Origin of the sequence: Streptomyces sp. NPDC048248, from assembly GCF_043201875.1 — a bacterium.
GTDB lineage: Bacteria > Actinomycetota > Actinomycetes > Streptomycetales > Streptomycetaceae > Streptomyces.
In genome coordinates this window covers 488,321-514,352 of sequence record NZ_JBICZL010000007.1, presented here as the reverse complement: position 1 = coordinate 514,352, position 26,032 = coordinate 488,321, and the positions used below count along the sequence as shown (strand labels likewise).

Sequence of the window (26,032 nt, the reverse complement as noted above, 5' to 3'; positions counted from 1 at the left end):
CCAACCCCATCCCCCGCCAACACCACCGCCCGATGCTCAAACACCGACCGCGACGACACCAACGAAAAACCCACCTCCCCCACACCAGCGCCACCAGCACCAGCAGCGGCAGCGGCAGCCACACACACCGCCAACCGCTCACCCTGACCCCGCAACGCCCCCACACTCCGCGCCGACACCACCAACGGCACCACCCCCGAACCCAACACAGGAGCAGGGTCGGTGAGCCCGCTGAGGCCGTCAGCCGTCTCGCGGCCCTGGACGGACTCGCCCGGGGACTCGGCGTCGCGGGCCGTTTCCGTACGCGCGTCCGCCGGGGGCTCCTCGATGATCGTGTGGGCGTTGGTACCGCTGGCGCCGAAGGAGGACACACCCGCCCGGCGGGGCTCCTCGCCGGCCGGCCACTGCTGCGCCTCCGTCAGCAACGACACCGCACCGGACTCCCAGTCGACCTTCTCCGACCGCTCCTCCGCATGCAGCGTCGCCGGCAGCACCCCGTGCCGCATGGCCATCACCATCTTCATGACGCCACCGACACCGGAGGCCGCCGCCGCGTGTCCGATGTTGGACTTCAACGACCCCAACCACAGCGGCCGGTCGGCAGAGCGCCCCTGACCGTAGGTCGCCAGCAGCGCCCCCGCCTCGATCGGATCACCCAGCGTCGTACCCGTACCGTGCGCCTCCACCACCGCCACCTGCTCCGGCTTCAGCCGCGCATCGGCCAACGCCGCCCGGATCACCCGCTGCTGCGCGCGACCGTTGGGCGCCGTGAGGCCATTGCTCGCACCGTCCTGATTGATCGCACTTCCCCGCACCACCGCCAGCACCGGATGCCCGTTGCGCCGCGCCTCCGACAGCCGCTCCAGCAACAGCACACCGACACCCTCTGCCCAGACGGTGCCGTCCGCCGCCGCGGAGAAAGCCCGGCAGCGGGCAGTCGGGGACAGGGCCCGCTGTCGGCTGTATTCGACGAACCCGGTCGGGGTGGCCATCACCGTCGTCCCACCGGTCAGCGCCATCGACGACTCGCCCTTGCGCAACGACTGACAGGCCAGGTGCAGGGCCACGAGCGACGACGAACACGCCGTGTCGACCGTGAGGGCCGGCCCCTCGAACCCGAGGGTGTACGAGACCCGACCGGAGAGAATGGCGCCCGAGGCGCCCAGTGACATCTGGCCTTCCAGCCCGTCCGGAAGGTCCGTCACATTGGTGCCGTAGTCGAAGTCCGTGGCCCCGATGAACATTCCCGTGCGGCTGCCGCGCAGCGAGGCGGGAGTGATGCCGGCGCGCTCCAGAGTCTCCCAGGAGACCTCCATCAGCAGGCGCTGCTGGGGGTTCATGGACAGTGCCTCGCGCGGGGAGATGCCGAAGAACGGAGCGTCGAACCGGTCGACGTCGTCCAGGAATCCGCCCTCACGGACGTACGTCTTGCCCTTGCGGTCGGGGTCCGGGTCGTAGAGGGCGTCCAGGTCCCAGCCCCGGTCGTCCGGGAACGGCCCGATGGCGTCCCGCCCTTGGGCGACGAGGTCCCACAGATCCTCGGGCGTGGACACGCCACCGGGGAACCGGCAGCCCATCGCCACGATGGCGATCGGCTCGTGCTCCTGCTCCTGGATGTCGTCCAGGCGCTGACGTGCCACGCGCAGATGTGCGGTGGTCCGCTTGAGGTAGTCGCGAAGCTTCGCTTCGTTCTCCATCACTTGTGAGCTCCTCGAAGACCGTGAAGGGAAGGCGGTGACTGTGCCTGTGGGTCGGTGTGCGGTGGTTCAGGAGATGTCGTCGAGTTCCTGGTCGAGCAGGTCGAACATCTCCTCGTCGGTGGCCACATCGAGGTCGTCGACGGTGTTCTGCCGATCCGCGTCGCCGGCCCAGGTGCGCCACAGGGACTGCAGCCGCTCGGAGACCGCGGCACGGGCGTCCTCGTCGAGTTCCAGCCCGACCAGGGATGCCTCGACCCGGTCCAGATCCGCGAGGACGGGCGTGGCGGGCGAGCCGCCGCCGGGAAGGAGTTCGGTGTCGAGATGGGCGGCGAGCGCGGCGGCAGTGGGATGGTCGAAGACCAGCGTGACCGGCAGCCTGAGTCCGGTAGCCGCGCCGAGGCGGTTGCGCAGCTCCACCGCGGTGAGCGAGTCGAAGCCCAGCTCCTTGAAGGCCCGGTCGGCGTCGACAGCTGCGGAGTGGGCGTGGCCCAGCACGACGGCGGCCAACGATCGGACCAGGTCGAGCAGGACCCGTTCCCGGTCGGCGTCGCCCAGTCCGGTGAGGCGTCGCAACAGGGCCGCGGAGTCACCGGAGTCCTCACCCGTCGGCCCGCTCTCGGATTCGAGGGCCTCGCGGGCCTCCGGGAGGTCGCGCAGCAGAGACAGCAGTCGTCCACCGGCGAGCGCGGGGGCGAACCGGCCCCATTCGAGGTCGGCGACGACCTGGAACGGCTCTTCCCGGGAGACCGCCTGGAGCAGGGCGTCGCCGGCACGGTCGCCGGCCATCGGGGCCGCGCCGCGGCGACGCAGCTGCTCCGCCATCGCCTCGTCGACCATGCCTCCCTCGGCGAGGGCGCTCCAGGCCACCGAAGTTGCGGCCAGGCCGTCCGCGTGACGCTGCTGGGCGAGCGCGTCCAGGACGGCGTTCGCGGCGGCGTAGCTCCCCTGACCGGCTGCGCCCACGGTGCCGGCCATGGAGGAGAAGAGCACGAAGGCGGATAGGTCGCGGTCCTTGGTGAGCTCGTGCAGGTGGTGCGCCCCGGTCACCTTGGGCCGCAAGGCCCGGCCGACCTGTTCGGCCGTCAGGGAGTCCAGGACACCGTCGTCGAGTACACCCGCGGCGTGCACCACGGCGGTCAACGGCAGGTCCTCGGGCAGGGAGTCCAGCAGCCGTGCGAGCGCGGCGCGATCTGCGACATCGCAGGCCGCGACCGTGACCCGGGCGCCGGACGCCGCGAGTTCCGCCTCCAGTTCGGTGGCGCCTGGTGCCGCGATGCCGCGGCGGCTGATCAGCAGCAGGTGCTGTGCGCCCTCCCGGGCCAGTCTGCGGGCGAGTTCGGAGCCTGCGCCGCCGGTTCCACCGGTGATCAATACGGTGCCGCTCGGCTTCCAGGCGTCTCCCGCCGGGCGTGCAGCGCTCCGCAGGAGCCGCCGGGCGAACACGCCTGCGTCGCGCACTGCGAGCTGGTTCTCGGGCTGCCGGTCGTCTCCGTCCGTCTGCTCGGCCAGCACAGCCGTCAGCCGGGTCAGCGCCCGGTGGTCGAAGACCGTCGGCAGATCCACCAGACCGCCCCAGCGCTGCGGCGACTCCAGGCCGATCACCGCGCCCAGCCCCCAGAGGGCGGCCTGGGCGGGACTGTCGAGCCGGTCGGAGTCGGAGGTCGCCACCGCTCCCCGGGTCGCGAGCCACAGCGGCGCCTCGATCCCGGCATCACCCAGTGCCTGGGTCAGCGTCAGGGTGAGAGCGAGCCCCACAGGCATGGCCGGGGCCTCGGTCTGCGCAACCTCGGTCTGCCGGTCGTCGTCGAGGGCGAGCAGCGACAGCACCCCGGCCGGTCGCGGCCCGGCGGATTCCTTCAGCATCCCGCCGATCCGCTCTGCGAGGCCGGTTCGGTCCGTACCGGCGGCGACCTCGACGGGGAGGATGTCCGCGCCGAGTGCGGTGAGGCCGGTGAGAACGGCTGCCGCCCGCTGGTCCGCGGCACCTGCTGCCGGTACGGCGACAAGCCAGGTGCCGCCGAGCGACGTGACGGCGGACTCCGGGAGCGGCCGCCAGCCGATCCGATAGCGCCAGGAGTCCAACGCCGACCGGTCCGCCTTGTGTCGGCGCCACGCGGACAGCACGGGAAGCGCCCTCTCCAGGGCGGTGGCAGTGGCGGAGCCTGCGGTCTCCGGGACCGTGCTGGTGGTCCCGGTCCCGGTGTCCATCCCCAACGTCGCCGCGAGTGCCGGAAGGTCCTCGCTGTCCACCGCTGCCCAGAAGGCGGCTTCCGCGGGGTCGTCCGCGCCGCCGGACTTCGGGGCCGGGGTCTCCAGCCAGTAGCGGCGGCGTTGGAAGGGGTAGGTGGGCAGGTCGACGGGACGGGTCCGGCGTCCGGGGAAGACCGCTGCCCAGTCGACCGCGACACCGCGGACGTACGCCTGCGCCAGCGACAGCAGCAGTCGGTCGAGGCCACCCTCGTCACGGCGCAGCGAGCCGATCACGACGGCATCGGTGCCGGCGGCCTCGGCGGTCTCCTGCACCGCGAAGGTCAGTACGGGATGGGGGCTGACCTCGATGACCACCCGGTGGCCCGCGTCCAGCATCCGGCGGGTCGCCCGCTCCAGCTGGACGGTCTGCCGAAGGTTGCGGGCCCAGTAGTCCGCGTCGAGGCCCTCGGTGTCGATCGGTTCGCCGGTGACCGTCGAGTAGAAGGCGGTGCCGGACGGGCGGGGACTGATCGGCGCGAGGAGTTCCAGCAACTGTCCGTGGATGTGCTCCACCTGCCGCGAGTGTGAGGCGTAGTCGACGGGAATGGTTCTCGCCCGGACGCCGTCGGACTCGCACGACGCCAACAGCTCGCGCAACGCCTCGGGTTCACCGGAGACCACCATGGAGCAGGGCCCGTTGACGGCGGCGAGCGACAGGCGCTCGCCCCATGGCGCCATGCGTCCGGTGAGTTCGTCCTGCGGCAGCGAGACCGACATCATTCCGCCGCGTCCCGACAGAGCCCGCAGCGCCTGGCTGCGCAGCGCCACCACACGGGCCGCGTCCTCCAGGGTCAGGGCGCCCGCCACACACGCTGCCGCGATCTCGCCCTGGGAGTGGCCCGCCACGGCAGCGGGCTCCACACCGTACGAGCGCCACAGGGCCGCAAGCGACACCATCACCGCGAACAGCAGCGGCTGCACCACGTCCACCCGCTCCATCGAGGGCGCGCCCGGAGCGCCCCGTACCACCTCCGCCAGCGACCAGTCCGTGAACGGTGCCAGGGCCCGACCGCAGTCGGCCATCGACCGGGCGAACACGGGTGAGGTGGTGCTCAGTTCGCCTGCCATGCCGGCCCACTGTGATCCCTGGCCGGGGAAGAGGAAGACCGGCCTGGTGGTGTTGACCGTGACGCCCTTGGCCAGTCCTGCGGCCGAGCATCCGGCGGCGAGCGCGTCGAGGCCCGCCAGGAAGTCCTCCCGGGTCCGGCCGACGACCACCGCACGGTGCTCGAACGCGGACCGCGTACGGGCCAGTGCCGGTCCGATGTCGGCCGGGTCGGCCTCGGGGTACCGGTCCAGGTGTTGCCGTAGCTCTACGGCGCGGGCCCGCAACGCTGCCTCGGTACGGCCGGCCAAGGGCCACGGCAGCGGCCCCGGAGGCATCGCGCCCGCGGCGCCGGAGAGCACCGACGTGGCCGGCTCCGCTCCCCCGGCTGCCGGCTCCGGTTCCCCGTCCGGCGCCTGTTCGAGGATCACATGGGCATTGGTGCCGCTCACTCCGAAGGCCGACACCGCGCCCCGGCGGGGCCGCCCCCGGTCCGGCCACGGCGTTGCTTCGCCGAGCAGCGACACCGATCCGGCGGACCAGTCCACAGCGTGCGAGGGCTCGTCGACGTGGAGGGTCCGGGGCATCAGCCCCTGACGGATCGACAGGACGGTCTTGATGATTCCGCCGATGCCGGCGGCCGCCTGCGTGTGGCCGATGTTGGACTTCAGCGAACCGAGCCGCAGCGGCCGGCCGGCCGGGCGCCCCCGGCCGTAGGTGGCCAGCAATGCCTGGGCCTCGATGGGGTCGCCGAGCCGGGTGCCGGTGCCGTGCGCCTCCACCAGGTCGACGTCGGCGTGGGTCAGCCCGGCGGCGGCCAGTGCCTGCTCGATGACGCGCTGCTGGGCGGCACCGTTGGGTGCGCTGAGGCCGTTGCTCGCTCCGTCCTGGTTGATCGCACTGGCCCGCACGACGGCGAGCACCGGATGTCCGTTGCGGCGCGCGTCGGACAGTCGCTCCAGCAGCACCATGCCCACACCCTCGCCCCAGCCGGTGCCGTCGGCGGCAGCGGCGAAGGGCTTGCAGCGGCCGTCGGGAGCCAGGCCCCGCTGGCGGCTGAACTCGACGAAGACGCCTGGATTCGCCATGATCGCGGCTCCGCCGGCCAGCGCGAGCGAACTCTCTCCCCGCCGCAGTGACTCGGCCGCGAGGTGCAGGGTCACCAGCGACGACGAGCACGCGGTGTCGAGCGTGACGGCGGGACCCTCCAGGCCGAGGGTGTACGCGATACGGCCGGAGGCCACGCTGGTGACGTTGCCGATCAGGAGGTGGCCCTCGACGCTCCGGGCCGCCAGGGCCGGGTCCCCTCCGTACTGGAACGAGGTCGCGCCGACGAAGACGCCGGCCCGCTCCCCCTTCAGCGACAGCGGGTCGATCCCCGCACGTTCGACGGCCTCCCAGGAAACCTCCAGCAGCAGCCGCTGCTGAGGGTCCATGGCCAGTGCCTCACGTGGCGAGATCCCGAAGAATGCCGGATCGAACTGCCCGGCCTCGTAGAGGAATCCGCCCTGCCGGGTGTAGCAGGTGCCGGATGTGCTTGGGTCCGGGTCGTAGAGCCCTTCCAGGTCCCAGCCTCGGTCGGTGGGGAATGCGGAGACCGCGTCCCGGCCGTCGGCGACCAGTTCCCACAGGTCCTCGGGCGAGCGCACCCCGCCGGGGAAGCGACAGCCCATGCCCACGATGGCGATCGGCTCCCGCTCTTTGTCCTCCACCTCCTGGAGGCGCTGCCGGGCACGATGCAGATCAGCGGTGACCCGCTTGAGGTAGCCGAGAAGCTTGGCTTCTTGCTCGTTGGCCATCAGGACGCCCCGAACTCGTTGTCGATCAGGTGGAAGACTTCGTCGGCGGAGGCCGTCATCAACTGCTCCTCGACCGAGGCCCCGCCGCTCTGCGGCGTACTGCCCAGCAGAGCCGCCAGGTCCTGCAGGCGGGTGGCGAGCCGCTCGCGTACGCCGGTGGCCGCCGTGATCTCCCCCAGGGCCTTCTCCCACCGGTCCAGTTCCTCGAAGACCGATGCGGCCGTCGCCGGCTGTTCCGGGAACAGCTCGGTCAGAAGGAACCGGGCGAGCGACGCCGGCGAGGGACAGTCGAAGATCAGCGTGGCGGGCAGCGGCAGTCCGGTGGCGGCGTTCAGCCGGTTGCGCAGCTCCACCGCCGTGAGCGAGTCGAAGCCGAGCTCCTTGAAGGCCCGGTCGTCGGCTATCGCAGCCGGTGTGGAGTGGCCCAGGACGGCTGCGGTGTGCGTACGCACCAGATCCGTCAGCATCCGCTCCCGTTCGGCCTCCGGCAGTGCGGCAAGACCGTCCTTCGCGCTGCCGATGCTCTGCTGCACGGTGTCCTCGGGCTCTCGGGATCCCTCCCGCACCCGCTGTACCTCCGGCAGTTCGTCGAGCAGGGGGCTACGGCGGGCAGCGGTGAAAGCGGGATGGAATCGATCCCAGCGGACATCCGCGAGAATCAGCGTCGTCTCCTGGCGGGCCAGCGCGCCGTGCAGGGCCGCGACACTCAGGTCCGGTGCCATCGGAGGCAGACCCCTGCGGCTCAGATGCTCCTCCACACCCTCGCCCTCGATCATGCCCTTGTCCGCCCAGGGGCCCCAGGCCACCGATGTCGCCGCCAGGCCACGGGCCCGGCGCTTCTCGGCGAGCGCGTCCAGGAAGGAGTTGGCCGCCGCGTACGCGCCCTGGCCGCCGCTCCCCCAGGCCGCCGCGACGGACGAGAAGAGCACGAAGGCGTCGACATGGGCTTGGTCGAGCAGCTGGTCGAGATGAACGGCACCGGAGACCTTGCCCTCGGCCATGGCCGCGAAATCGGCCGGGCTGCTGTCGGCGACCTGCCGGAAAACGACCACCCCGGCGGCGTGGAACACCGCACGCACCGGTGAACCGTCGGCCGCCAAGCCGTCCAGCAACCCCGCCAGCGCCTCACGGTCGCCGACATCGCACGCGGCGACCGTCACCCGGGCGCCAAGACACGTCAGCTCGGCCGCCAGGTCCGCGGCACCCGGCGCCGTGGCACCGCGCCGGCTGGTGAGAACCAGGTGTTCCGCCCCGGTGCGGGCCAGCCAGCGGGCCACCTGAGCTCCCAGGCCGCCGGTACCGCCGGTGATGAGAACGGTGCCGTTCGGCTGCCACTTCTCCTGATCGGGCAACGCCCCCAGCGGAGCGTGCACCAACCGCCGTACGAAGAGTCCCGCGGCACGCACCGCGAGTTGGTCCTCGTCGCCCGCGGCGGCGAGCACTCCGGCCAGCCGCGCGGCGGCGCGCTCGTCGACCACGCTCGGCAGATCGACCAGGCCGCCCCAGCGCTCGGGATGCTCCAGACCGACCACACGGCCCAGGCCCCAGACAGCTGCCTGCTCGGGACGGTCGACGGGATCGGTCGGGCTCACCGAGACGCCACCTCGGGTCGCGAGCCACAGGGGGCAGTTGACCTCCATGTCCCCCAGCGCCTGCACCAGCGCAAGGTTCAGCGCCAGACCGTACGACAGCACCGGATAGCGGGGGTGGGGATTATCGGCGAGGGCGAGCAGGGACAGCACACCCTCCGGCATCTCCCCGGCGGCCGCCGACCGCAGTCGTGCGGCAACCGCATCGCGGTCGTCCTCGGGCAGCTCGACGGCTATCGCGCGTGCTCCGCGCTCCTGTAGCCCCCGCAGCACGGCGGCCTGCGCCTCGCTGCCGTTTGCTGCGGCCGGAACCGCTACCAGCCAGGTGCCGGACAGCGAGCCTCGCGGCTCGCCGGCCACCGGATGCCAGGCGATCCGGTACCGCCAGGCTTCCGTGACGGCGTGGTCGTTCTGCTTGCGGTGCCATGAGGACATCAGGGGCACCATGCCGCTCAGTGGTGTGGCGGGGTCGACTTCGAGCATCGCGGCCAGCGCCGCGAGGTCCTGGCGCTCCACCGCGTCCCAGAAGCCGGCGTCGACGGACCTGTCGTGTGGTGCGGCCACGGGCGCATCGGGGACAGACGGGGTCTCGAACCAGTAGCGGTCGCGTTGGAAGGCGTACGTCGGCAGATCCACCCGACGCGCACCACGCCCCTCGAAGAACGCCCGCCAATCGACCTCAATCCCCGCGACGTGCATCCGGCCCAATGCCGCTACCGCCGACTCCTCCTCACCCCGACCCTTCCGCGAGAACGCAATGAACTCGCCCTCCTCAACGCACGACTCACCCATCGCGGAAAGAACACCGGCCGGACCCAACTCCACAAACCGATTCACCCCGCGAGCCGACAGTGCACGCATCCCGTCGTGAAAGCGCACCGCCTCCCGCACATGACGCACCCAGTACTCCGCCGAACACACCAACCCCGACGAAGCCACCTCACCCGTCACATTCGACACCAAGCCCAGGCGCGGCTCCCGAAACACCACCCCCTCAACAACCCGCCGGAAGTCCTCCAACATCGGCTCCACCAACGCCGAATGAAAAGCATGAGAAACCCGCAGACGCGATGACTTCCAACCGCCCGAAGCCACCACCCCACACACCGCATCCTCAATACCCGACAACACCACAGACCGCGGACCGTTCACCGCAGCCACCGACACCCCTTCCCCACACCCCACCAAGAACGGCGCGACCTCCTCCTCCGAAGCCACCACCGACACCATCGCCCCACCGTCAGGCAACGCCTGCATCAGGCGACCACGCGCCACCACCAGAGCCACCGCATCCTCAAGCGACCACACCCCCGCAACAAACGCCGCAGCCAACTCCCCCACCGAATGCCCCATCACAAAATCCGGCCGCACACCCCACGACTCCACCAACCGGAACAACGCCACCTCAAAAGCAAACAACCCCACCTGAGCAAAACCCGTCCCCTCCAACAACGGAACCCCACCAGGCCCCGCCACACCGGAGAACACCACTTCGCGCAGCGAACACCCCAAAAGCCCATCCGCCGCCGCACACACCTCATCAAACGCAGCAGCAAACACCGGGAACACCCCATACAACTCCCGGCCCATCCCCACACACTGCGCACCCTGACCCGTAAACAAAAACGCCGTCAAAGCATCAAAGGCCTGCGACCCCGGCGCCCGCCCAGACGCCAACTCCTGCAATCCGGCGAGCAATTCTTCCTTTTCCCGGCCGACCACCACAGCACGGTGCTCGAACACCGCACGCCCCGTCGCCAACGAAAAACCCACATCAACCAGCGACACTCCCGGAGACAAGGCCACATGCTCACGCAACCGCTCCGCCTGCGCCCGCAACGCACCCACCGACCGACCCGACACCACCCACGGCACCACCACACCAACACCACCCGGCACCGCGGGATCCTTTGGCTCCGCGGACCCTGACCAGCTCGACAGCACCATGTGGCAGTTGGTGCCGCCCATGCCGAACGAGCTGACGCCAGCGAGCAGCGGCCCGCCGTCAGCGCGCGGCCACTCTTCCCGTTCCGTCTGGACCCGGAGGTTCCATGCGTCCAGTGGAATGGCGGCGTTGGGCGTCTCGAAGTGGAGGCTCGGAGGGAGTTCCTGATTCCGGATGGACAGAACGGCCTTGAGCAGGCCCGTGATCCCGGCTGCCCCCTCCAGGTGGCCGACGTTGGTCTTGGCGGAGCCGACCCGCAGCGGGGTGTCCGCTGTCCGGGCCCCGCCCAGAACGGTTCCGAGCGCTGCCGCCTCGACCGGGTCACCGACCTTGGTACCGGTGCCGTGCAGCTCCACGTACTGCACCTCGGCCGGATCGACCCCGGCGAGCCGGTACGCCTCGTGCAGCACCTCTTCCTGACCCGCCTGGTCCGGCGTGGTGAGGCTGAGACCGCCGCCGTCGTTGTTGATGGCGGAGCCCTCGATCAGGCAGTGGATCCGGTCGCCGTCGGCGACCGCCCGCGAAAGCGGCTTCAGGACGACGAGAGCACCGCCCTCACCGCGCACGTAACCATTGGCCCGGGCGTCAAAGGTGTAGCAGCGGCCGTCGGGTGACAGGGCGCCGAATTTCGATGCGCCCGCAAAGCTCTCGGGGGCGATGTTGAGGTTGACGCCGCCGGCCAGCGCCCTGTGCGACTCTCCGCGACGGAGACTGTCGCATGCCATATGGACGGCGACCAGCGACGACGACTGGCCGGTGTCCACGACCATGCTGGGGCCGCGCAACCCGAGGATGTACGAAATGCGGTTGGCGATGATGCTGCGCTGCAGTCCGGTCAGCGAGTGCTGGGTGACGGCAGGCAGACCCTGCTGGTGCTGCAGGGCCGCGTAGTCGTCCGCGATGGCACCGACGAACACACCGGTCCGGCTTCCTGTCAGCGAGGCCGGGACGGAGCCCGCGTCCTCCAGCGCCTCCCAGCTGAGTTCGAGCATGAGGCGCTGCTGCGGGTCCATGGCCGCGGCTTCCCTCGGCGAGATGCCGAAGAACTCCGGGTCGAATCGATCGACCTGGCTGAGGAATCCACCGCGGCCGGACTCCGGGGTGAGTCCGGTGGTCCGGCAGCGAGCCTCGGATATTTCGGTGATGACGTCGACACCGTCACGGAGCAGTTTCCAGAATTCGTCCGGCGTGGACGCCTGCGGAAGACGGCAGGACAGCCCGACGACGGCGATCGGATCGTTTTGCATCTCGGGGTTCCCAGACATCACGATTCGGATCGCCTTTCCACAGAAAAATCAACGTTAAAGAATAAGTGGGTAACTCATGGGAGGTTATTCAGCCACCGTCAGCGAACCAACACCTGATCAGCGAAATGACCCCCTCCTGCGCGTATCTCAGCCTTGGGGGCGCCTCAGCGGTTCCCACCAGTCACGGTTCTCCGTGTACCAGCGGATGGTCGCCGCCAATCCGGTCTCGAGCGAGACCTGCGGGGCATATCCCAATCGGCTGCGAATCTTGTCGATATTCACCGAATACCGACCGTCGTGCGCCTTTCGGTCAGGCACCCGATTCACCATCGAGTCGTCCAATCCGAAAGCATCGAGCAGCCGGTCCACGAACGCACGGTTGGTCAATTCCGTGCCGCCGCCGATGTTGTAGATCTCGCCCGGTTCACCGCCCTCAGCGACCAGGGCGATCCCCCGACAGTGGTCTTCGACATGGAGCCAATCCCGGACGTTCCCGCCGTCCCCGTACAGCGGCACTTTGCGGCCGTCCATCAGGTTGGTGATGAACAACGGGACGAACTTCTCCGGATGCTGGTACGGGCCGTAGTTGTTCGAGCAACGGGTGACACAGACTGGCAGCCCGTGCGTTCGGTGGTACGCCCGGGCCAGCAGGTCCGAAGACGCTTTGGACGCCGAATACGGGGAGTTGGGCTGGAGCGGCTCCTCTTCGCTCCAGGAACCCGCGTCGATGGAGCCGTAGACCTCGTCGGTCGAGACGTGGACGAACTTCGGCACCGCAGCGTCGGTCGCGGCCTGCAAGAGCGTGTGGGTTCCCACCACATTGGCCATCACGAACTCGGCCGAGCCGGCGATCGACCGGTCGACGTGGGACTCGGCGGCGAAGTGGACGACGAGGTCCGTGCCGCGCATCAGTTCCTCGACCAGCGGTCTGTCACAGATGTCGCCCCGGACGAAACGCAGCCGGGAGCCGGCGACCGCGGCCAGGTTCGTCTCGTTGCCGGCGTAGGTGAGCTTGTCCAGCACCACCACATCGGCCTGCGCGAATGCCGGGTAAAAGCCGGTCAGCGTCTGCCGTACGAAGTGCGAGCCGATGAAGCCCGCCCCTCCGGTCACCAAAATGCGCACGGGGCTATCTCACACCTTTCGACGCGACGTCTTTCAGGTACTCGCCGTACCCGGACTTGTTCAGTTGAGCTCCCAGCGCGTAGCAGGCTTCCGCGTCGATGAAGCCCATGCGGAATGCGATCTCCTCCAGGCAGGCGATCCGCACCCCCTGTCGCTGTTCCAGGACCTGGACGTACTGACCGGCCTGGAGGAGCGAGTCGTGGGTACCGGTGTCGAGCCAGGCGAAGCCGCGGCCCAGGTTCACCAGCTGAGCCCTGCCCTGCTCCAGGTAGATGCGGTTCACGTCGGTGATCTCGAGTTCACCCCGGGCGGAGGGGCACAGGTTCTTCGCGATGTCGACCACGTCACTGTCGTAGAGGTACAGACCGGTGATGGCCAGATCGGATCGGGGGTGGGACGGCTTCTCCTCGATGGACAGCAATTTCCCGCCCTTGTCCACCTCCCCGACGCCGTAACGCTCGGGGTCACTCACCGGATAGCCAAAGAGCACACAGCCGTCGACGTGTCGGGTGTGGTCGTGGAGCAGCTTCGAGAACCCTGGACCGTGGAAGATGTTGTCCCCGAGGGCCAGCGCCACCGATTCACTGCCGATATGGTCGGCGCCGATGACCATCGCCTCGGCGATCCCATTGGCCTGCCGCTGCTCGGCGTACTCGATGTTGAGCCCCAGATTCGACCCGTCGCCCAACAACACCTGGAAGAGCGAGAGGTGATCCGGCGTCGAGATGATGAGGATGTCACGTATGCCGCCCAGCATGAGCACCGACAGCGGATAGTAAATCATCGGCTTGTCGTAAACCGGAAGCAGTTGTTTTGACACCGCGCGCGTCAAAGGGTGCAGCCGGGTGCCGCTGCCACCGGCGAGCACAATTCCCTTCACCAGGACTCCCGGTGATCGAATACCTGCATTTCTGACTTCTCCGATGTGGCGGTTGAACCGGCTGGAAGTGAGGTCGGAGCAGCTGCGCCGGCACAACCGAAACTATCAACGCAGGCGAGACGAAACCGACTTCAGAGATTCTTTTAGGGGTTTCTCCGTGCAGGACAGGGGGGTGGGACGGCGGACGCGACCATTCCCCGTCACCATCCGCACCCGGTTGATTCCGTTAAGCGATTCAGGAGGCCACGGTGATGTGCTCCGCGCTCAAAGCAAAGTTCATCGTGAGCTGTCGCCGCCCCCGGATATTCAGCTTTCGGTAGACCCGGGTGAGGTGCTGCTCGACGGTACTCACCGTGATGTACAGCTCGGCCGCGATCTCTCGATTCGTGGAGCCCTGTGCCGCGAGGGCGGCCACTCGCGTTTCCGAATCGCTGAGCTTGGAGATCGGGCTGGACCTGTCGTCGTCCGGCGGAGACTGCTCGTACGCTTTGAGGCACCCCGGACGGATGGCTTCGCACAGGGCGTCGGCCCCGCATTCCTTGGCCATCTGCCAGGCCCGGTCCGTGATCACGCCGGCTCTGCTGAACTCGCCCAGCGCGCGGTGCGCCCGTCCGAGGTCGGCCAGGGCACGGGCCAGTTCCAGCCGGTCGCCGGAACTCTCCAGCTCCGCCACCGCCTGGGCCAGCGTTCGGGGCCGCAGCGCAGGCTCGCTGACGGCCGCGTGCATACGCAGGGCGGCCCCCCGGACGCGGGAACCACCCGCTCTTGTCAGCTGACTCCTGATCAGGCGCTCGGCGGGCTCGCGCTCGCCGATCCGCAGCCATGCCTCCGCGGCGTCCATGCTCCAGGGCAGGAGCACGGGCTGGTCGACCTTCCATTGCTCGGCGAGTCGTCCCGCCGTGAGGAATTCCCCCAGCGCGGCGTGCGCCCGGCCGGTCGCGAGGTAGTAATGCCCCCGCGCCCGCAAGTACTTCAGTCCGTAGACGCTCCGGAACACACTGTCCCGCACGGGGCGACTGATCTGGCGGGCCGCGGCGCTCAGCCGCCCCATCGCCGTGTAGGCCAAGATTTGGGTGGCCAGGGCTCCCGCAGCGAACACGCTCCCGACCTCCTCCGCTACGCCGTCCAGCGAAGCAGCCGCGCAGTCCACCGCCTCGTGCAGATTGCCCTGCCAAAGGAACATCTCGCCACGGATCATGGAAAGGATGGTCCGCCACCCTGGCGTCTGCCACCCCCGGGCCTCCCCGGTCAGCGACCCCCACCACGCTTCGATCCCGGCCGACCGGTCACCCCGGACCAGCGCGGACAAGGCCGTAGCCGCCGGCTCGAACGTCGCCTCGGTGAGTGCCAAGAGCTGGAGCGATCCCTCTGCAACGAGGAGAGCCGGCTCATTGCGGATCCGGCGTCCCGGGAGGGACACGGCAGATGCCGCCGGAGGGGCAGCCACCGATGTCAACGACGGGGGGAAGAGTGAGGTGTTGAGAACCCTGTACACGTCGGCCGTATCGGGAACGTTCTCCCCTGCGCCATCGAACCGGTGCAGGGTCCCCCGCGCGTCGTCGAACCGCCCGAGTGCGAGAAGCAGACGGGCCAGCGGGCCGGCGCAGGATTCGGGCAGCGTCCCGGCACGCAGCAGCGCCAAGGGCTCCACCAAGTGGCCTTCGACGGCGCACGGGTCCAGCCGCAGCAGAACGGCCGCGAGCCGGAGCCGGATTTCGACGCGGTGCGCCGGGTCGGTGCAGGCGCCACAGGCAAGTTGCAGGAAGCGCACCGCAAGCGGTGCGTCGCCCGCGAGAACCTGCTCGGCTGCGCACCTGAGGACGTCGACGGCCCACTGGGCGGACGAGACAGAGGCGCCGGCGGCCAGCAGGTGCCCGGCAACCTCCGGACTGCTGCCGCCCGTGCGGTGCAGCAGCTCCGCCGCACGGTGGTGCAGAGCAGCGCGTACCTGCGGTGCCAATTCGTCGAGCAACGTCGACTGCACCAACGGATGGCGGACCCTGCAGCCGTCCACCAGGCCGATCGCGCCGAGTGCCTGCAGGCCTCCGTTCACCGCGCCGCGGCTGACGTCCAGCATGAGGCTCAGCAGTTCGGGCGACGCGGCCCGCCCCAGCACCGACAGGCCCTTGAACAGGTCCTCCGCGAGCGGCCCGGAACGCTTCAGCAGGCTGCGCACCGCCGCGACGAATGCCTCGCCGACCCGGGGCTCACAGGACGCCGGGGCCCGCCCGACTGCGGCCGCGCGATGATCCTCCGTCAAAGACCTAAGGAGAAGCGGATTCCCACCGCTGACCGCCCACCAGGCGGAAGCGCACCGCTGCGACTCGGTCGGCCCGAGCGTCCCGTTGAGCAACTCGGCGACGTCCTGGGGGTTGAGCGGCGGAAGGTACATACGGACAAGGTTCGGCTGCTGCAGGAACAGCGTGCGCAGCGCCGGATCATCTCGGCGCGCGTGCTCGGACTCCGTCAGGACGAGCAACAGTGGCGATGCGCGTGCGAAGGACACGGCGGCAAGCAGGTGGCGCAGCGTCGCCCCGTCGACGTACTGCATGTCGTCCACCATGATCACCACGGGGGTGCGTCCGGCAAGGTCGTGCAGCGCGAGGCAGAAGGCACGTGCGCCCGCCGGGCCGACGGGCGCGTCGGGGGTCCCGGCGGCGTGCCGTCCGGCCAATACGGTGCGCAACGGCTCAGCCACACGGGCCGGCAGAGCCGGTTCATCGAGCAACTGTCGCAGGCCCGCCAGCGAAATTCCCTGCTCGTCTCTGGTTCCGGTGATGCGAAGAACGGTGGCGCGGCAGTGTTTCAAGTATCGCGCAAATTCCGAGAGAAGTGTCGTCCTGCCGAATCCGGCCGGGCATTGGAGGACCACAGTACTGGCAGCACCGGAAAGGCATCGAGAGAACTTGTCCCTGAGTTCCCTCAATTGTTCGCCTCTGCCGACCGACGCACCCAGCGCCCCGCCATCGTTCATCTCTGCCATTTTCGGCAGTCACTCCTCCATGAAATCCGCCACACACCGAGGGGCTGTCAGGGCGTCTCGGCTCCAGCTGAACTCGGCGCGGACAACCTTCCGAACCCGAAAGGGGGGTTCACCTCGCGAATGTCCGTGATCGGATTCCGCTCACATCCCCCCGCGCCCTGGGGGTATTGGTCGAGATGGCGCCGCACCGCCCCGGGGTCCGCGATCGAGCGCCTCCCCGGTTCCGAAGTCTCCCAACGCACAAGGGTGGGGACATGAGTAATGATCACTCATCTCATACGCATAGGCGTCCGGGCACACCCCTACGAAGACAGCGGCACGGGGGGGGAGGACAGGGGTACGCGCAAGGAGACCGGTCGCCGTAGCCTGGTGCCGTGATACCTCTCCACAGACTCAAGCGGGACCGTCTCCACTCTCACCTTCCTGGCCGCACCGGCTGATGCCCCACAGCCAACTGCTCGGCATCAGCGACCTGCACGTCGCCTTTCCCGAAAACCGAGCCAGACTTGAGAAAATCCGCCCGGAATCGGACCACGACTGGTTGCTGGTGGCCGGCGACGTGGGCGAGATGTTTGCCGACATAGAGTGGGCGCTGGGAACTCTGCGCTCCCGCTTCCGCAAAGTGATCTGGTCGCCCGGCAACCACGACCTGTGGACCCCGAGGGAGGACCCGGTCCAGGACCGCGGCGTGCAGCGCTATCGCCGCATCGTCGACATGTGCCGGCGCCTGGACGTCCTTACCCCCGAAGACGCCTATGCGCAGTGGCAGGGGCCGGACGGGCCGGTCACCGTGGCCCCCCTGTTCGTGCTGTACGACTACTCCTTCCGCACCTCCACCGCCGCCACCAAGGAACAGTCGCTCGCCCAGGCGGAGGAGGCGGGGATCGTCTGCTCTGACGAATTTTTGCTGCATCCGGACCCCTACCCGAGCCGTGACGCCTGGTGCCGGGCCAGGCTCGCGGAGTCCGAGCGCCGACTCTCGGCCTGCGACCCGGATGTCCCCACGGTGCTCATGAACCACTACCCACTGGTCCGTGAGCCCACCAGGGTCCTGACACACCAGGAGTTCGCCCAGTGGTGCGGCACCGAAGGTACGAGCGACTGGCATGTACGGTTCCGTGCCACCGCAGTGGTCTACGGGCACCTGCATATCCCCCGCACTACCTGGCACGACGGTGTGCGGTTCGAGGAGGTCTCGGTCGGCTATCCACGTGAATGGCGGCGCCCCGGCCACCCGCGCACCGTTCCCCGCCGCATCCTTCCGGCGGGATCATGAGCGTCGGCACCGGAGGCCGTGGCCCGTCGGCCGGCACGCCGACCGACGGGCCGTCGCTGATCCGCGCCATACTGCCGGACTCCGTCGCCTCCGCCGAGACCACAACAGACATCACGGGCATCCCGCTCCCTCCTGAGGAGCAGGCGCTGATCCGTACGTCCGTCGCCGGCCGTCGTGCGGAGTTCACCACTGGGCGTACCTGCGCCCGCCGGGCCCTGGCCGAGCTCGGGATGCCGACGGGCCCGATTCTCGCCGACCCACGCGGCGCTCCACGGTGGCCGTCCGGAGCGATCGGCAGCATCACCCACTGTGCCGGATACCGTGCCGCCGTGGTTGCCCTCACCTGCGACATCGCGACCCTCGGCATCGATGCCGAGGTCAACCAGCCCCTGCCGGCCGGTGTCCTGGACGCGGTGGCTCTGCCGGCGGAGCGGATGTGGGTCCACACGCTGCGGCGCGTCCGCCCGGAAGTGCACTGGGACCGCCTGCTCTTCAGCATGAAGGAGACCGTCTACAAGGCGTGGTACCCGTTGGCTCACTGCATGCTGGACTTCGATGAAGCGCACCTCACCGTCGACCCGTCGCAGCGTACGTTCACGGCCCGGCTCCTGCGTCCCGGACCGGAGCTCTTCGGTCGGCCGGTGACCGGGTTCTCCGGGCAGTGGCTGGCAACCGAGAGTCTGGTAGTGGCTGCTGTCACCGTGCCGGTGGCCGACCCGTGAGCCCGCAGCAGCCTCACAACGGGTATCACCGACTGCCCGCACACAGCCCCAGCCGACCGCTGAAGGCCCCTCGCGTTCATCCGAGCGGGATCAAGCCCGTGTTCCCCGGGCCTGGCCGGCGGCCCCCCTCCCACTACAGCTGGAACCAGTGACCTGAGTCAGAGATTCGGTGGCAGAAGGCGGCGACCTTGTCGAGGATTTCGTCGGCGGTCTTCGTCCAGGTAAAGGGTCTGGGGTGCTGCGGGTTCGGTGACGGTGCCCGCGGCCCAACCGACGAGGAAGGGAGACCGGAATGAGCAGCGCGAGCAGCAGACTTTCGCGGCGTCGGGTGGCGCGTTCAGTGGCGGCGGGACGAGAAGCGGTAGTCCGGCGCACGCCGTCTCCCGCTCCGCGACCAGATGTTGTGCTCATGCATACTCGGTCGGTCCACTGCTCCCTGTGGCGACAGCAATCGGTCTTCTCGAGCGCCTCTCCCCTGAACGCTACTGGGCCGCGTCCGCGACCCGAGTAGGCATTACTCAGGTCGCGGACGCGCTCAACATCCAGGCTGGGGAAGCCTGCCTTAGGGGCAGCGGTCTGTACGCGTGGGCGAGCGGATCGCAGGCCGTGCCCGGGTGCGCGTCATCGAACGCCGAGCCCTGCGAGGAAAGACCAAAGACACAGGGAAGCGACGGACGATGCTCGCGCGCTCCTCCCAACTCGGTGCGGGTGCCCTGGTCAACTCCACCACGTCGCGGTCCGGATCCGGTGGGCCGTCGACTGCTCCGTGGCGCCGTACCGGAAGCCGGCGGGGTCCGGCGCAGGTGCCGAAGCGGGGACGCGGCGATCACCCTTCCACTCAAGGAAAATACTTGCCCACGAGGAAAGAGCATAGTAACTTTCTTGCCAGGCAAGAAATTGCTCGTACGGAAATTAAGGAGAGCTCGAATGACCGATCGACCGAGTCCGGAGCAGGCCGCTCTCGCATTGCAGGGGGCACGAGAGCATCAGGGTGCGGCATTGACGGGGCGCCGGGAGCCAATGCGGGTGAAGGTCGCGTTCGGCGTGACAGGGCTGGCGTTCGGCGCCTGTTACGACGTGTTCAACGACCCCGGTTCAATCCCCGTCCTGGCGGTCGCCGCCACGACCTGGACACACGCAATCGCTTCCAGAACTCCGCGCGGAGCCGCTCTGCTCGGCTACGGCACTGCCGGGGCCCGCAACCGACCTCCTGCCTACGTCCTCGCCGTGCTCGCCGTGGTCGCTCTGCTGATGGCCATCGGCTACTTCAGCATCAGCCCCCACACGGCATACCTGAACGACCACGTGCCCTACTGGCACACGACGGGCATGCTGCTCCTGATTGCGGTGACCACCGCCCTGGCTCCCCTCGATTCGCGCTTTCGGATGTGGCTGTTCAAGCTGACCTCGAAGCGGGGGGTGTAGTGGCCGCGACATCCATCGACCCTCTTCTGGTCGATCCGACGCGGCTGTCGATCCTGTCCCTGCTGAGCACGGCGCGGTGGGCGGAGTTCGCCTTCGTCCGCGACACGGTCGGCCTGTCCGACTCGGCGTTGTCGAAACAGGTCGGCAAGCTGAGCGACCACGGATACGTAGAGGTCCGCCGCGGATACGTCGGGCAGCGGGGCCGCACCTGGATCAACCTTGCACCGGCCGGCCGGGGAGTCCTGGAGAGCCACATCTCGGCTCTGCAAGAGATCATCACCCAGGCCCGAGCGACCGGCGAGGCACACACTCCTCTGTCGTCCAGAACCTAGAGGCAGAGCGGAACTCGTCCAGCACCGCGAAGCGGATGCTGCCCTACTGACCCGTGGCGACCTCGTTGCCGGCCTGCCGGGTGGCCCACGTCGACAACCAGCGCGACGCGCCCATGCCCCCGCCGAGGTGTTTTCTTGCACGCCTCAAGCGAGACACCGAAGTCCACAACGTGCAGGAAAGTGTGTCCCTGAGTCAGGTACCCCCCGGGATGCACCAGGCGGAGCTCTGCCCTGACCTTGCACAGCGGACCACGGCCGTCCACCCACACCAGGCGGCGAAGAGATCCGGACCCGTCGTCGCCTACCCCTGCCACAGCGGGATCGCCCCAGGCTGACAACGAATCTCCGACTCGGATCACCAGTGGTTTCGGACGGATCAGCGGGCGGCGCCCGAGCTGTCTCCGACCTTGAGGGAAGCTTCGTCGACTGCTTCGAAGTCCTCGCCGCGCAGTCGCTTGAGCGCGTTCAACTGGTCGTTGTCCCAACGCTTGTCCTCGTCGCCGGAGACGAACCAGCTCGAACCGTTGTCCGCGACGAAGGCGCCGTAGCGCTGGAGCGCCTTGGCGATCACGCGTGCCTGCGGCGGCAGGGCTGCGGTGTGCACAGAGCTTTTCAAGCGCAGCCGCAGGCCCATCGGCGGCAGGCTGTCGTCCGTCGCGGATCCGGCGTCGTGACGGGCCGGCCAGAGATGCGAGGTGTCCGACCGGGGCACGGTGATCCGCAGGGCGTGGTCGATCTCCCCGGCTGCCACCTCGACATAGCGCACGAGTCCCGGCAGGATCGGCAGACCTGCCGCGTCCGCTGAGGTCCAGCCCTCTGGGCGCAGCGCGTTGGAGCGGAGGTCGAAGACCGCCCCGGATCCGGCGTGCCACGAGTGCCCTGCTGCGGGCGTGGCGTCGTACAGCTCATAGGACCTGCACCGGTGCCGGTCGAGCACCACGACATGGCGGTCGCCGTCCCCGTGCGGTCCGTTCTCGATCCGTGCGTCGGAGGGGATGCGATAGCCCGCGGGGTCGGACTCGTCGGCGTAGTCGAAGGTGACCTCGGATTCCGGGGCCGGGCTGTCGAGTGTGGTGACGGGTATGCCGAACGGTTTGCCGTCGATCGGTCCGGAACCGAAGTCGGGGTGCAGCGGTTTCGCCGCCCCGATGGCTTGTACGTAGGTGTCCGACCGTGCGTGGCGGGGAAGTTGATCGGCCGGTGTGCGCCAGATGCTGGATGCCGGCGCCACTTCGTCGCAGGACTGCTGTGCGGTCGCCGCCCGGCCCGGCGACTTCCTCGATGGCTCCGAGGAAGGGTGGGCAGCGGTCCGGGGCCGGGCGGGCGCAGATGGTGCGACGGCAACGTCGGAGGGGAACGCCGACGGCCCGAACGAGGGGCGGGCCGACCGGGTGGCGCCTGCCTGGTGTCCCGAGGGGTCCGGCTCGGTGGCGTTCGCACAGGCCAGGTAGCCGCTCACCATCACTGCGCCGAGGATCGCCGAAGAGGCCAGGAGATGTCGTCGTGTCGGAGGTTTTCTGTGCGTCATGAGGGATCTCTCCGCGCCCACCCGGTGCCAGGGTCCGGTTCCGGGAGCAGCGCACGTCGGGCGGTGGCGCTCGCCAGGAGACGCAGGTACCGCGCATGCCTTCGGATGTCGACGGCGACGTTAGTCGAGTCGGATGCGTCGGCGTCAGAGTCCGGTGCAGCAGCAGGGAAAGTTGAGTAATCCCTGCTCACCGCCGGTGGCTTCCGGGACGGCCGTTCCCGGCCGCGAAGTCCCGTGGACGCGCCTTCCAGTACTCCCGCGACTTGGGGGTGCACTCGGCTTGCTCCCCGACCGCCCAGGTGAGGGGTGCCGCGACGACGCAGACGGCCAGGAGGACAGGGCCGCCCGATGCCGCCCGGCGGCACGGGCTGGCCCGGCATGGCCCGGCCTGGCCCGGCATGGCCCGGCCTGGCCATCGTGGGTATTCTCCCGGATGTAGTTTCGCTCGATCTGCCCTGCGGCGGCGAGGACGGCGAAGAACATGGCGCCCGTGCCGTTGGGGTCGTAGCGCACGGTGCACATCTGAAGGGCGAACCCGAACCGACTGTGGTCCACCGCGGCGCTTCGGCGATCAGGTTGCGGCCCTCCTCGTCGAGGAAGAGGACCGCTCCGGCCGGGTCGGCTCCTCGTTGAGCTTCCCTTACGGGGCCGCCCGCTCGTCGGTCCAGTACTCCGTCGCCGTCCGACGGCGGAGTTGGCCGACCACTCGCGCCGGGGGTGTCGTCACCCCTGGGCGAATGCCTTCAGCTCGTCGTAGGAACCGTGGAAGAGGTCTTGGTCGCCGGGGAACGTACCCGAGTCGGCAAACTGCCAGAAGGTGTGAGCCGGCCAGCCGGCCGGGAGGGTGCCGGGGGACGCGGCATACCGGGCGACCCACAGCGGGTTGGTCGCGCCGAAGCTGGTGTCGCCTCCGGTGCAGCGGGTCCACCAGTCGCTGGTGGTGTAGAGGACGGGGGCGCGTCCGGTGCGGGCCTTCACCGTGTCGCTGAACTCTCTTATCCAGGACACCATGTCGGCCTGCCCCCGGCCGTAGCAGGCGTCCGAGCCGTACGGGTTGTGTTCCAGGTCGAGAGCCGGTGGCAGCGTGTTGCCGTCCGCCGTCCAGTTCCCGCCGTGGTCGACGAAGTGTGTGGCCTGCTCCGCCGCGCCGGAGGTGTCCGGACGGGCGAAGTGGTACGCGCCGCGGATCATGCCGGCGTCGTGGGCGCCCTGGAACTGCTCCGGGAAGGTGGGGCTCTGGAAGGTGGCTCCTTCGGTCGCCTTGACGTAGGCCCAGCGGGCGCCGTCGTCCCAGGCGCCCTGCCAGTCGACCGTGCCCTGGTGGCGGCTCACGTCCATCCCGGGGACCTCTTCGGCACCGGCCGCGGCGGAGGTGCCGTGCCCGGACGCCGCGGCCCGCGCGGGCGGCGGGAGGGTCAGGAGCGTCGCGGAGGCGGTGACGGTGGCGAGAGCGGTGAGCAGCGCTGTGCGCAGGGCACTGTGGGGGCGTCGACGTGGAGACAGGGGCATGTGGGGATGCCTTCCGGTGGTGTGGTCCGAGGGACCGGGAGTGGTAGGGCGTAACCCGTGGGAGGCGGAGAAGTGCCTGCGCAGCACGGGTCGTTGCGTCCATGACGCGGTGATCTGAAGCGAACATAGGGGCGTGGGGGCTCAGTGACCAGCCCCCTGCAACGATCACGTGCGTCTCCGGCCGAGGACATGCAGCTTTGCCGCAATCGCCTTGTATCGAGGCGTAGTTGAGTAACGAATACCCATGGCAGGTGTCTCCCTCATGGCCTTAATGAGACCTCGGCGCGGAACGCGGTGTGGGTGTGCGTCCGGGACGGTCACGGCCCACAAAGCGGTGACGTCCCACTGCCGCGCCGAATCGTGGACCGAGGCGGGCGCGACATCCGAACGCTCCGCCGCGAGCAATGGAGAGAAACCATGTACCGGTCTGGACTGATCAGGACGGCGGTGGCAGTGGCCGCGTCGTCCGTGTGCCTGGTGAGCGGAGCCGCGGGGGCATGGGCGCAGCCCGGCGCACGTACCGCGCCGTCCGGGGCACAGCCCACGCGGGCGGACGCCGTGCAGGACGCGAAGCAGGCGGCGGCGCGGAGCCTGCGGGAGGCGTACGCCGCCGGCCAGGTCGAGGAGGCGATGTCCGGCCTGTCGGCCTCGGCGGACGAGGTGGGACTCGATCGACTGCCGGTCCGGTCGACCAGCAAGTTCCGCGCGTCGGTGAAGTCCTCCAACAACGCGATCCTCGCGGCCAAGGGACTGCCCGCCTCGACCGGCAACGTCCTGCAGGTACGGCTGGCCAACCCGCAGGCGCGCGCCGCGCTGGCCAAGGGCGTGCAGCCGCTGATCGCCGCGGAGCCCTCCGACCGTGGGGCAGATTCACTGACCGCGTACCGGCCCGACGGCACCGCGGTGAAGCTCGGAGCCACGGCGCCTTCCGACGTCCCGGTTCTGATCGTGGGCACCGACGGCGACCGAATCGTGGCGGCCGGCATGAAGGTGATGAGCGAGGGCTTCAAGGCCGCCTGGCCTCAAGCGGGTGCCGACTCCAGCGGCGACCACTCCGCCCTGAAGCCGCGGACCGCGGCCGCGGCCCGGGCCGCCTCACGCACGGCGCCGCTCCCCCGGCCGGCCGACCACGAGGAGCCGGCGGCAGACGCGTCCGGCATCGCCACCGCCGAGGCAACCGACCCCTCGCAGGGCAAGGACGTCACCCGCATCAATGACGTCTCGTTGCTCCAGAGCAACGAGGAGCCGTTCTGGAAGGGCGGCGCCGAGGCGTTCGCCGTCGTCGTCGGCTGGGACAAGAACGACAAAGCGTTCGCCGAGCCCACCCTGCAGATGCCTTACCTCGACTCGACGGGCCTCGCCTACCACCCCAACCAGAACCTGATCGACTGGAGCCACTTCGGCTACGACTCCGCCGACCTGGTGTTCCTGGAGGAAGACGACGGGACCAACTACCGGGACCTCACCAAGGCGATCGTCGACGCGCTGCTGACGGTCACCGGCTACGGCACGACCGGCATCCCGCTCGCCAACACCATCATGGACGCCATTCCGGAGACGTGGTGGACCGATGAGACGGATGAGCTGGACCAGGTGTACTCGGTCAGCCACGCTGGCATCGCCAGGGCGCAGAGCTCCGGCGCCGCCGGCCTGACGTACTCCGGCGCCGGGGGCAACATCTCCCTCGGACTGAGCAACGTCTTCATCCCGAAGACCTGAGAGGGGTTTCCGGCGCACCCGGAACCGTCGGATGAAGGCCCGCCGCAGACGCGGCGGGCCTTCATCGAGAGGTGGGCGGGCGCATCAGCGACCACGAGCAGAACGGCACGGCCGCCGGTGCCGACGGGATCGGCCGGCGGGCAGAGTTGACGGGCCGCTGCGTCATTGCTTCACTACGGATCCCAGTGGCTGAGCCACTGGTTCAGCCACCGGACTCCTGGAGACTCCCCCATGCCTGACGAGACGCTCGCACGTCAGTCGGTGGTCGACCTGCTGGAAGCGCGACTGCGCGACGACATCCTGGACGGTGCACATCAGCCGGGGTCGCTTCTCCCCCCGGAACGCGATCTCGCCGCGCACTACGGCGTCACCCGTACGACGCTCAAGCACGCCCTCACCCGCTTGGAACAGGCCGGCATGCTGCGTACCCGGCACGGCATCGGCACCAAGGTCAGGGACGTCCTGAAGGTAGGCGGCGCCGAGCTGCTGCCGGTGCTGGTGGCACGGGACAGCACCTGGCTCGCGGAAATCTTCGAGGCCCGCCGGCACATCGGCACCCTCATCGCCCGGCGCGCCGCCACTCGGCGCACCGCTGCCCAGGGGCGGCGGTTGTCCGCACTGCTGGCGACAGTGGCCGAGGCGGCGGACGGTGACGCCGCGCAGCTCGCCGACGTCGAAGTGCACCGGGAACTCGCCCGGGCCACCGGCAACAGGGTGTATCTGCTGCTCACCAACACCTTGTTCAATGCCTATCTACCCGTGCGGCTCGCCCTGCGTGCGCCCTTCGAGCAGCCCGCCGAGGCCGCCGCGCAACTCGCCCCGCTCGTGGAGGCGGTGCGCGACGGCCGGCCGGAGGACGCCGAGCGCGCCGCGGAGCGCTATCTGCGAACCACGGAGAAGCAGATGCTCCGTTCCCTGGAGACCACACGCTGATCGACAGGCCGGTCCCGCCGGGCCC

14 protein-coding genes are annotated in these 26,032 nt (G+C 69.3%); 6 read left to right on the top strand and 8 right to left on the bottom strand.

Annotated elements, in window-relative coordinates; translation table 11 throughout:
- From ACGFZW_RS18100 to ACGFZW_RS18075, 6 genes are all read right to left on the bottom strand, one after another.
- The coding region (locus tag ACGFZW_RS18100) for a type I polyketide synthase (RefSeq protein WP_393894102.1) at nt 1-1,697 on the bottom strand (1,697 nt) is incomplete at its 3' end.
- Between the two features lie 69 nt (nt 1,698-1,766).
- Nucleotides 1,767-6,797, bottom strand: a complete 5,031-nt coding sequence (locus ACGFZW_RS18095; protein WP_393894121.1) for a type I polyketide synthase — start codon at nt 6,795-6,797, stop codon at nt 1,767-1,769.
- Nucleotides 6,794-11,575, bottom strand: a complete 4,782-nt coding sequence (locus tag ACGFZW_RS18090) for a type I polyketide synthase (protein ID WP_393894101.1) — start codon at nt 11,573-11,575, stop codon at nt 6,794-6,796. Before ACGFZW_RS18090 ends, ACGFZW_RS18095 begins: the two co-directional genes overlap by 4 nt.
- Nucleotides 11,576-11,722: 147 nt before the next feature.
- Entirely contained in the window at nt 11,723-12,700 is a 978-nt protein-coding gene (gene rfbB, locus ACGFZW_RS18085) for a dTDP-glucose 4,6-dehydratase (RefSeq protein WP_393894100.1), read from the bottom strand.
- Between the two features lie 4 nt (nt 12,701-12,704).
- Nucleotides 12,705-13,580, bottom strand: coding sequence for a glucose-1-phosphate thymidylyltransferase RfbA (gene rfbA / locus ACGFZW_RS18080; RefSeq protein WP_393894099.1), 876 nt, complete (start codon nt 13,578-13,580; stop codon nt 12,705-12,707).
- A gap of 235 nt (nt 13,581-13,815) precedes the next feature.
- Nucleotides 13,816-16,563 carry an AAA family ATPase gene (locus ACGFZW_RS18075; protein ID WP_393894098.1) on the bottom strand — a complete coding sequence of 916 codons (2,748 nt, stop codon included), beginning with the start codon at nt 16,561-16,563 and terminating at the stop codon, nt 13,816-13,818.
- A gap of 439 nt (nt 16,564-17,002) precedes the next feature.
- Between ACGFZW_RS18075 and ACGFZW_RS18070 the strand changes: the two genes are divergently transcribed.
- From ACGFZW_RS18070 to ACGFZW_RS18055, 4 genes are all read left to right on the top strand, one after another.
- Entirely contained in the window at nt 17,003-17,839 is an 837-nt protein-coding gene (locus tag ACGFZW_RS18070) for a metallophosphoesterase family protein (protein WP_393894097.1), read from the top strand.
- Complete coding sequence (locus ACGFZW_RS18065) at nt 17,836-18,561, top strand: 4'-phosphopantetheinyl transferase (protein ID WP_393894096.1); 726 nt, start codon at nt 17,836-17,838, stop codon at nt 18,559-18,561. Before ACGFZW_RS18070 ends, ACGFZW_RS18065 begins: the two co-directional genes overlap by 4 nt.
- A 927-nt stretch (nt 18,562-19,488) precedes the next feature.
- Entirely contained in the window at nt 19,489-19,986 is a 498-nt protein-coding gene (locus ACGFZW_RS18060) for a hypothetical protein (protein WP_393894095.1), read from the top strand.
- Complete coding sequence (locus ACGFZW_RS18055) at nt 19,986-20,318, top strand: winged helix-turn-helix domain-containing protein (RefSeq protein ID WP_393894094.1); 333 nt, start codon at nt 19,986-19,988, stop codon at nt 20,316-20,318. Before ACGFZW_RS18060 ends, ACGFZW_RS18055 begins: the two co-directional genes overlap by 1 nt.
- A gap of 376 nt (nt 20,319-20,694) precedes the next feature.
- On the opposite strand, the gene ACGFZW_RS18050 is transcribed toward ACGFZW_RS18055, so the two are convergent.
- The gene (locus tag ACGFZW_RS18050) at nt 20,695-21,846 is read right to left on the bottom strand and encodes a hypothetical protein (protein ID WP_393894093.1); all 1,152 of its coding nucleotides are present in this window, start codon (nt 21,844-21,846) and stop codon (nt 20,695-20,697) included.
- A 723-nt stretch (nt 21,847-22,569) separates the two neighbouring features.
- The gene (locus ACGFZW_RS18045; protein WP_393894092.1) at nt 22,570-23,355 is read right to left on the bottom strand and encodes a lysozyme; all 786 of its coding nucleotides are present in this window, start codon (nt 23,353-23,355) and stop codon (nt 22,570-22,572) included.
- A 417-nt stretch (nt 23,356-23,772) separates the two neighbouring features.
- On the opposite strand from ACGFZW_RS18045, the gene ACGFZW_RS18040 reads away from it, so the two are divergent.
- Both ACGFZW_RS18040 and ACGFZW_RS18035 read left to right on the top strand, forming a co-directional pair.
- Complete coding sequence (locus ACGFZW_RS18040) at nt 23,773-25,074, top strand: DUF3103 family protein (protein ID WP_393894091.1); 1,302 nt, start codon at nt 23,773-23,775, stop codon at nt 25,072-25,074.
- A 231-nt stretch (nt 25,075-25,305) separates the two neighbouring features.
- On the top strand, nt 25,306-26,007 hold the full coding sequence (locus ACGFZW_RS18035; RefSeq protein ID WP_393894090.1) for a FadR/GntR family transcriptional regulator: 702 nt from the start codon (nt 25,306-25,308) through the stop codon (nt 26,005-26,007).
- Nucleotides 26,008-26,032: the final 25 nt, after the last annotated feature.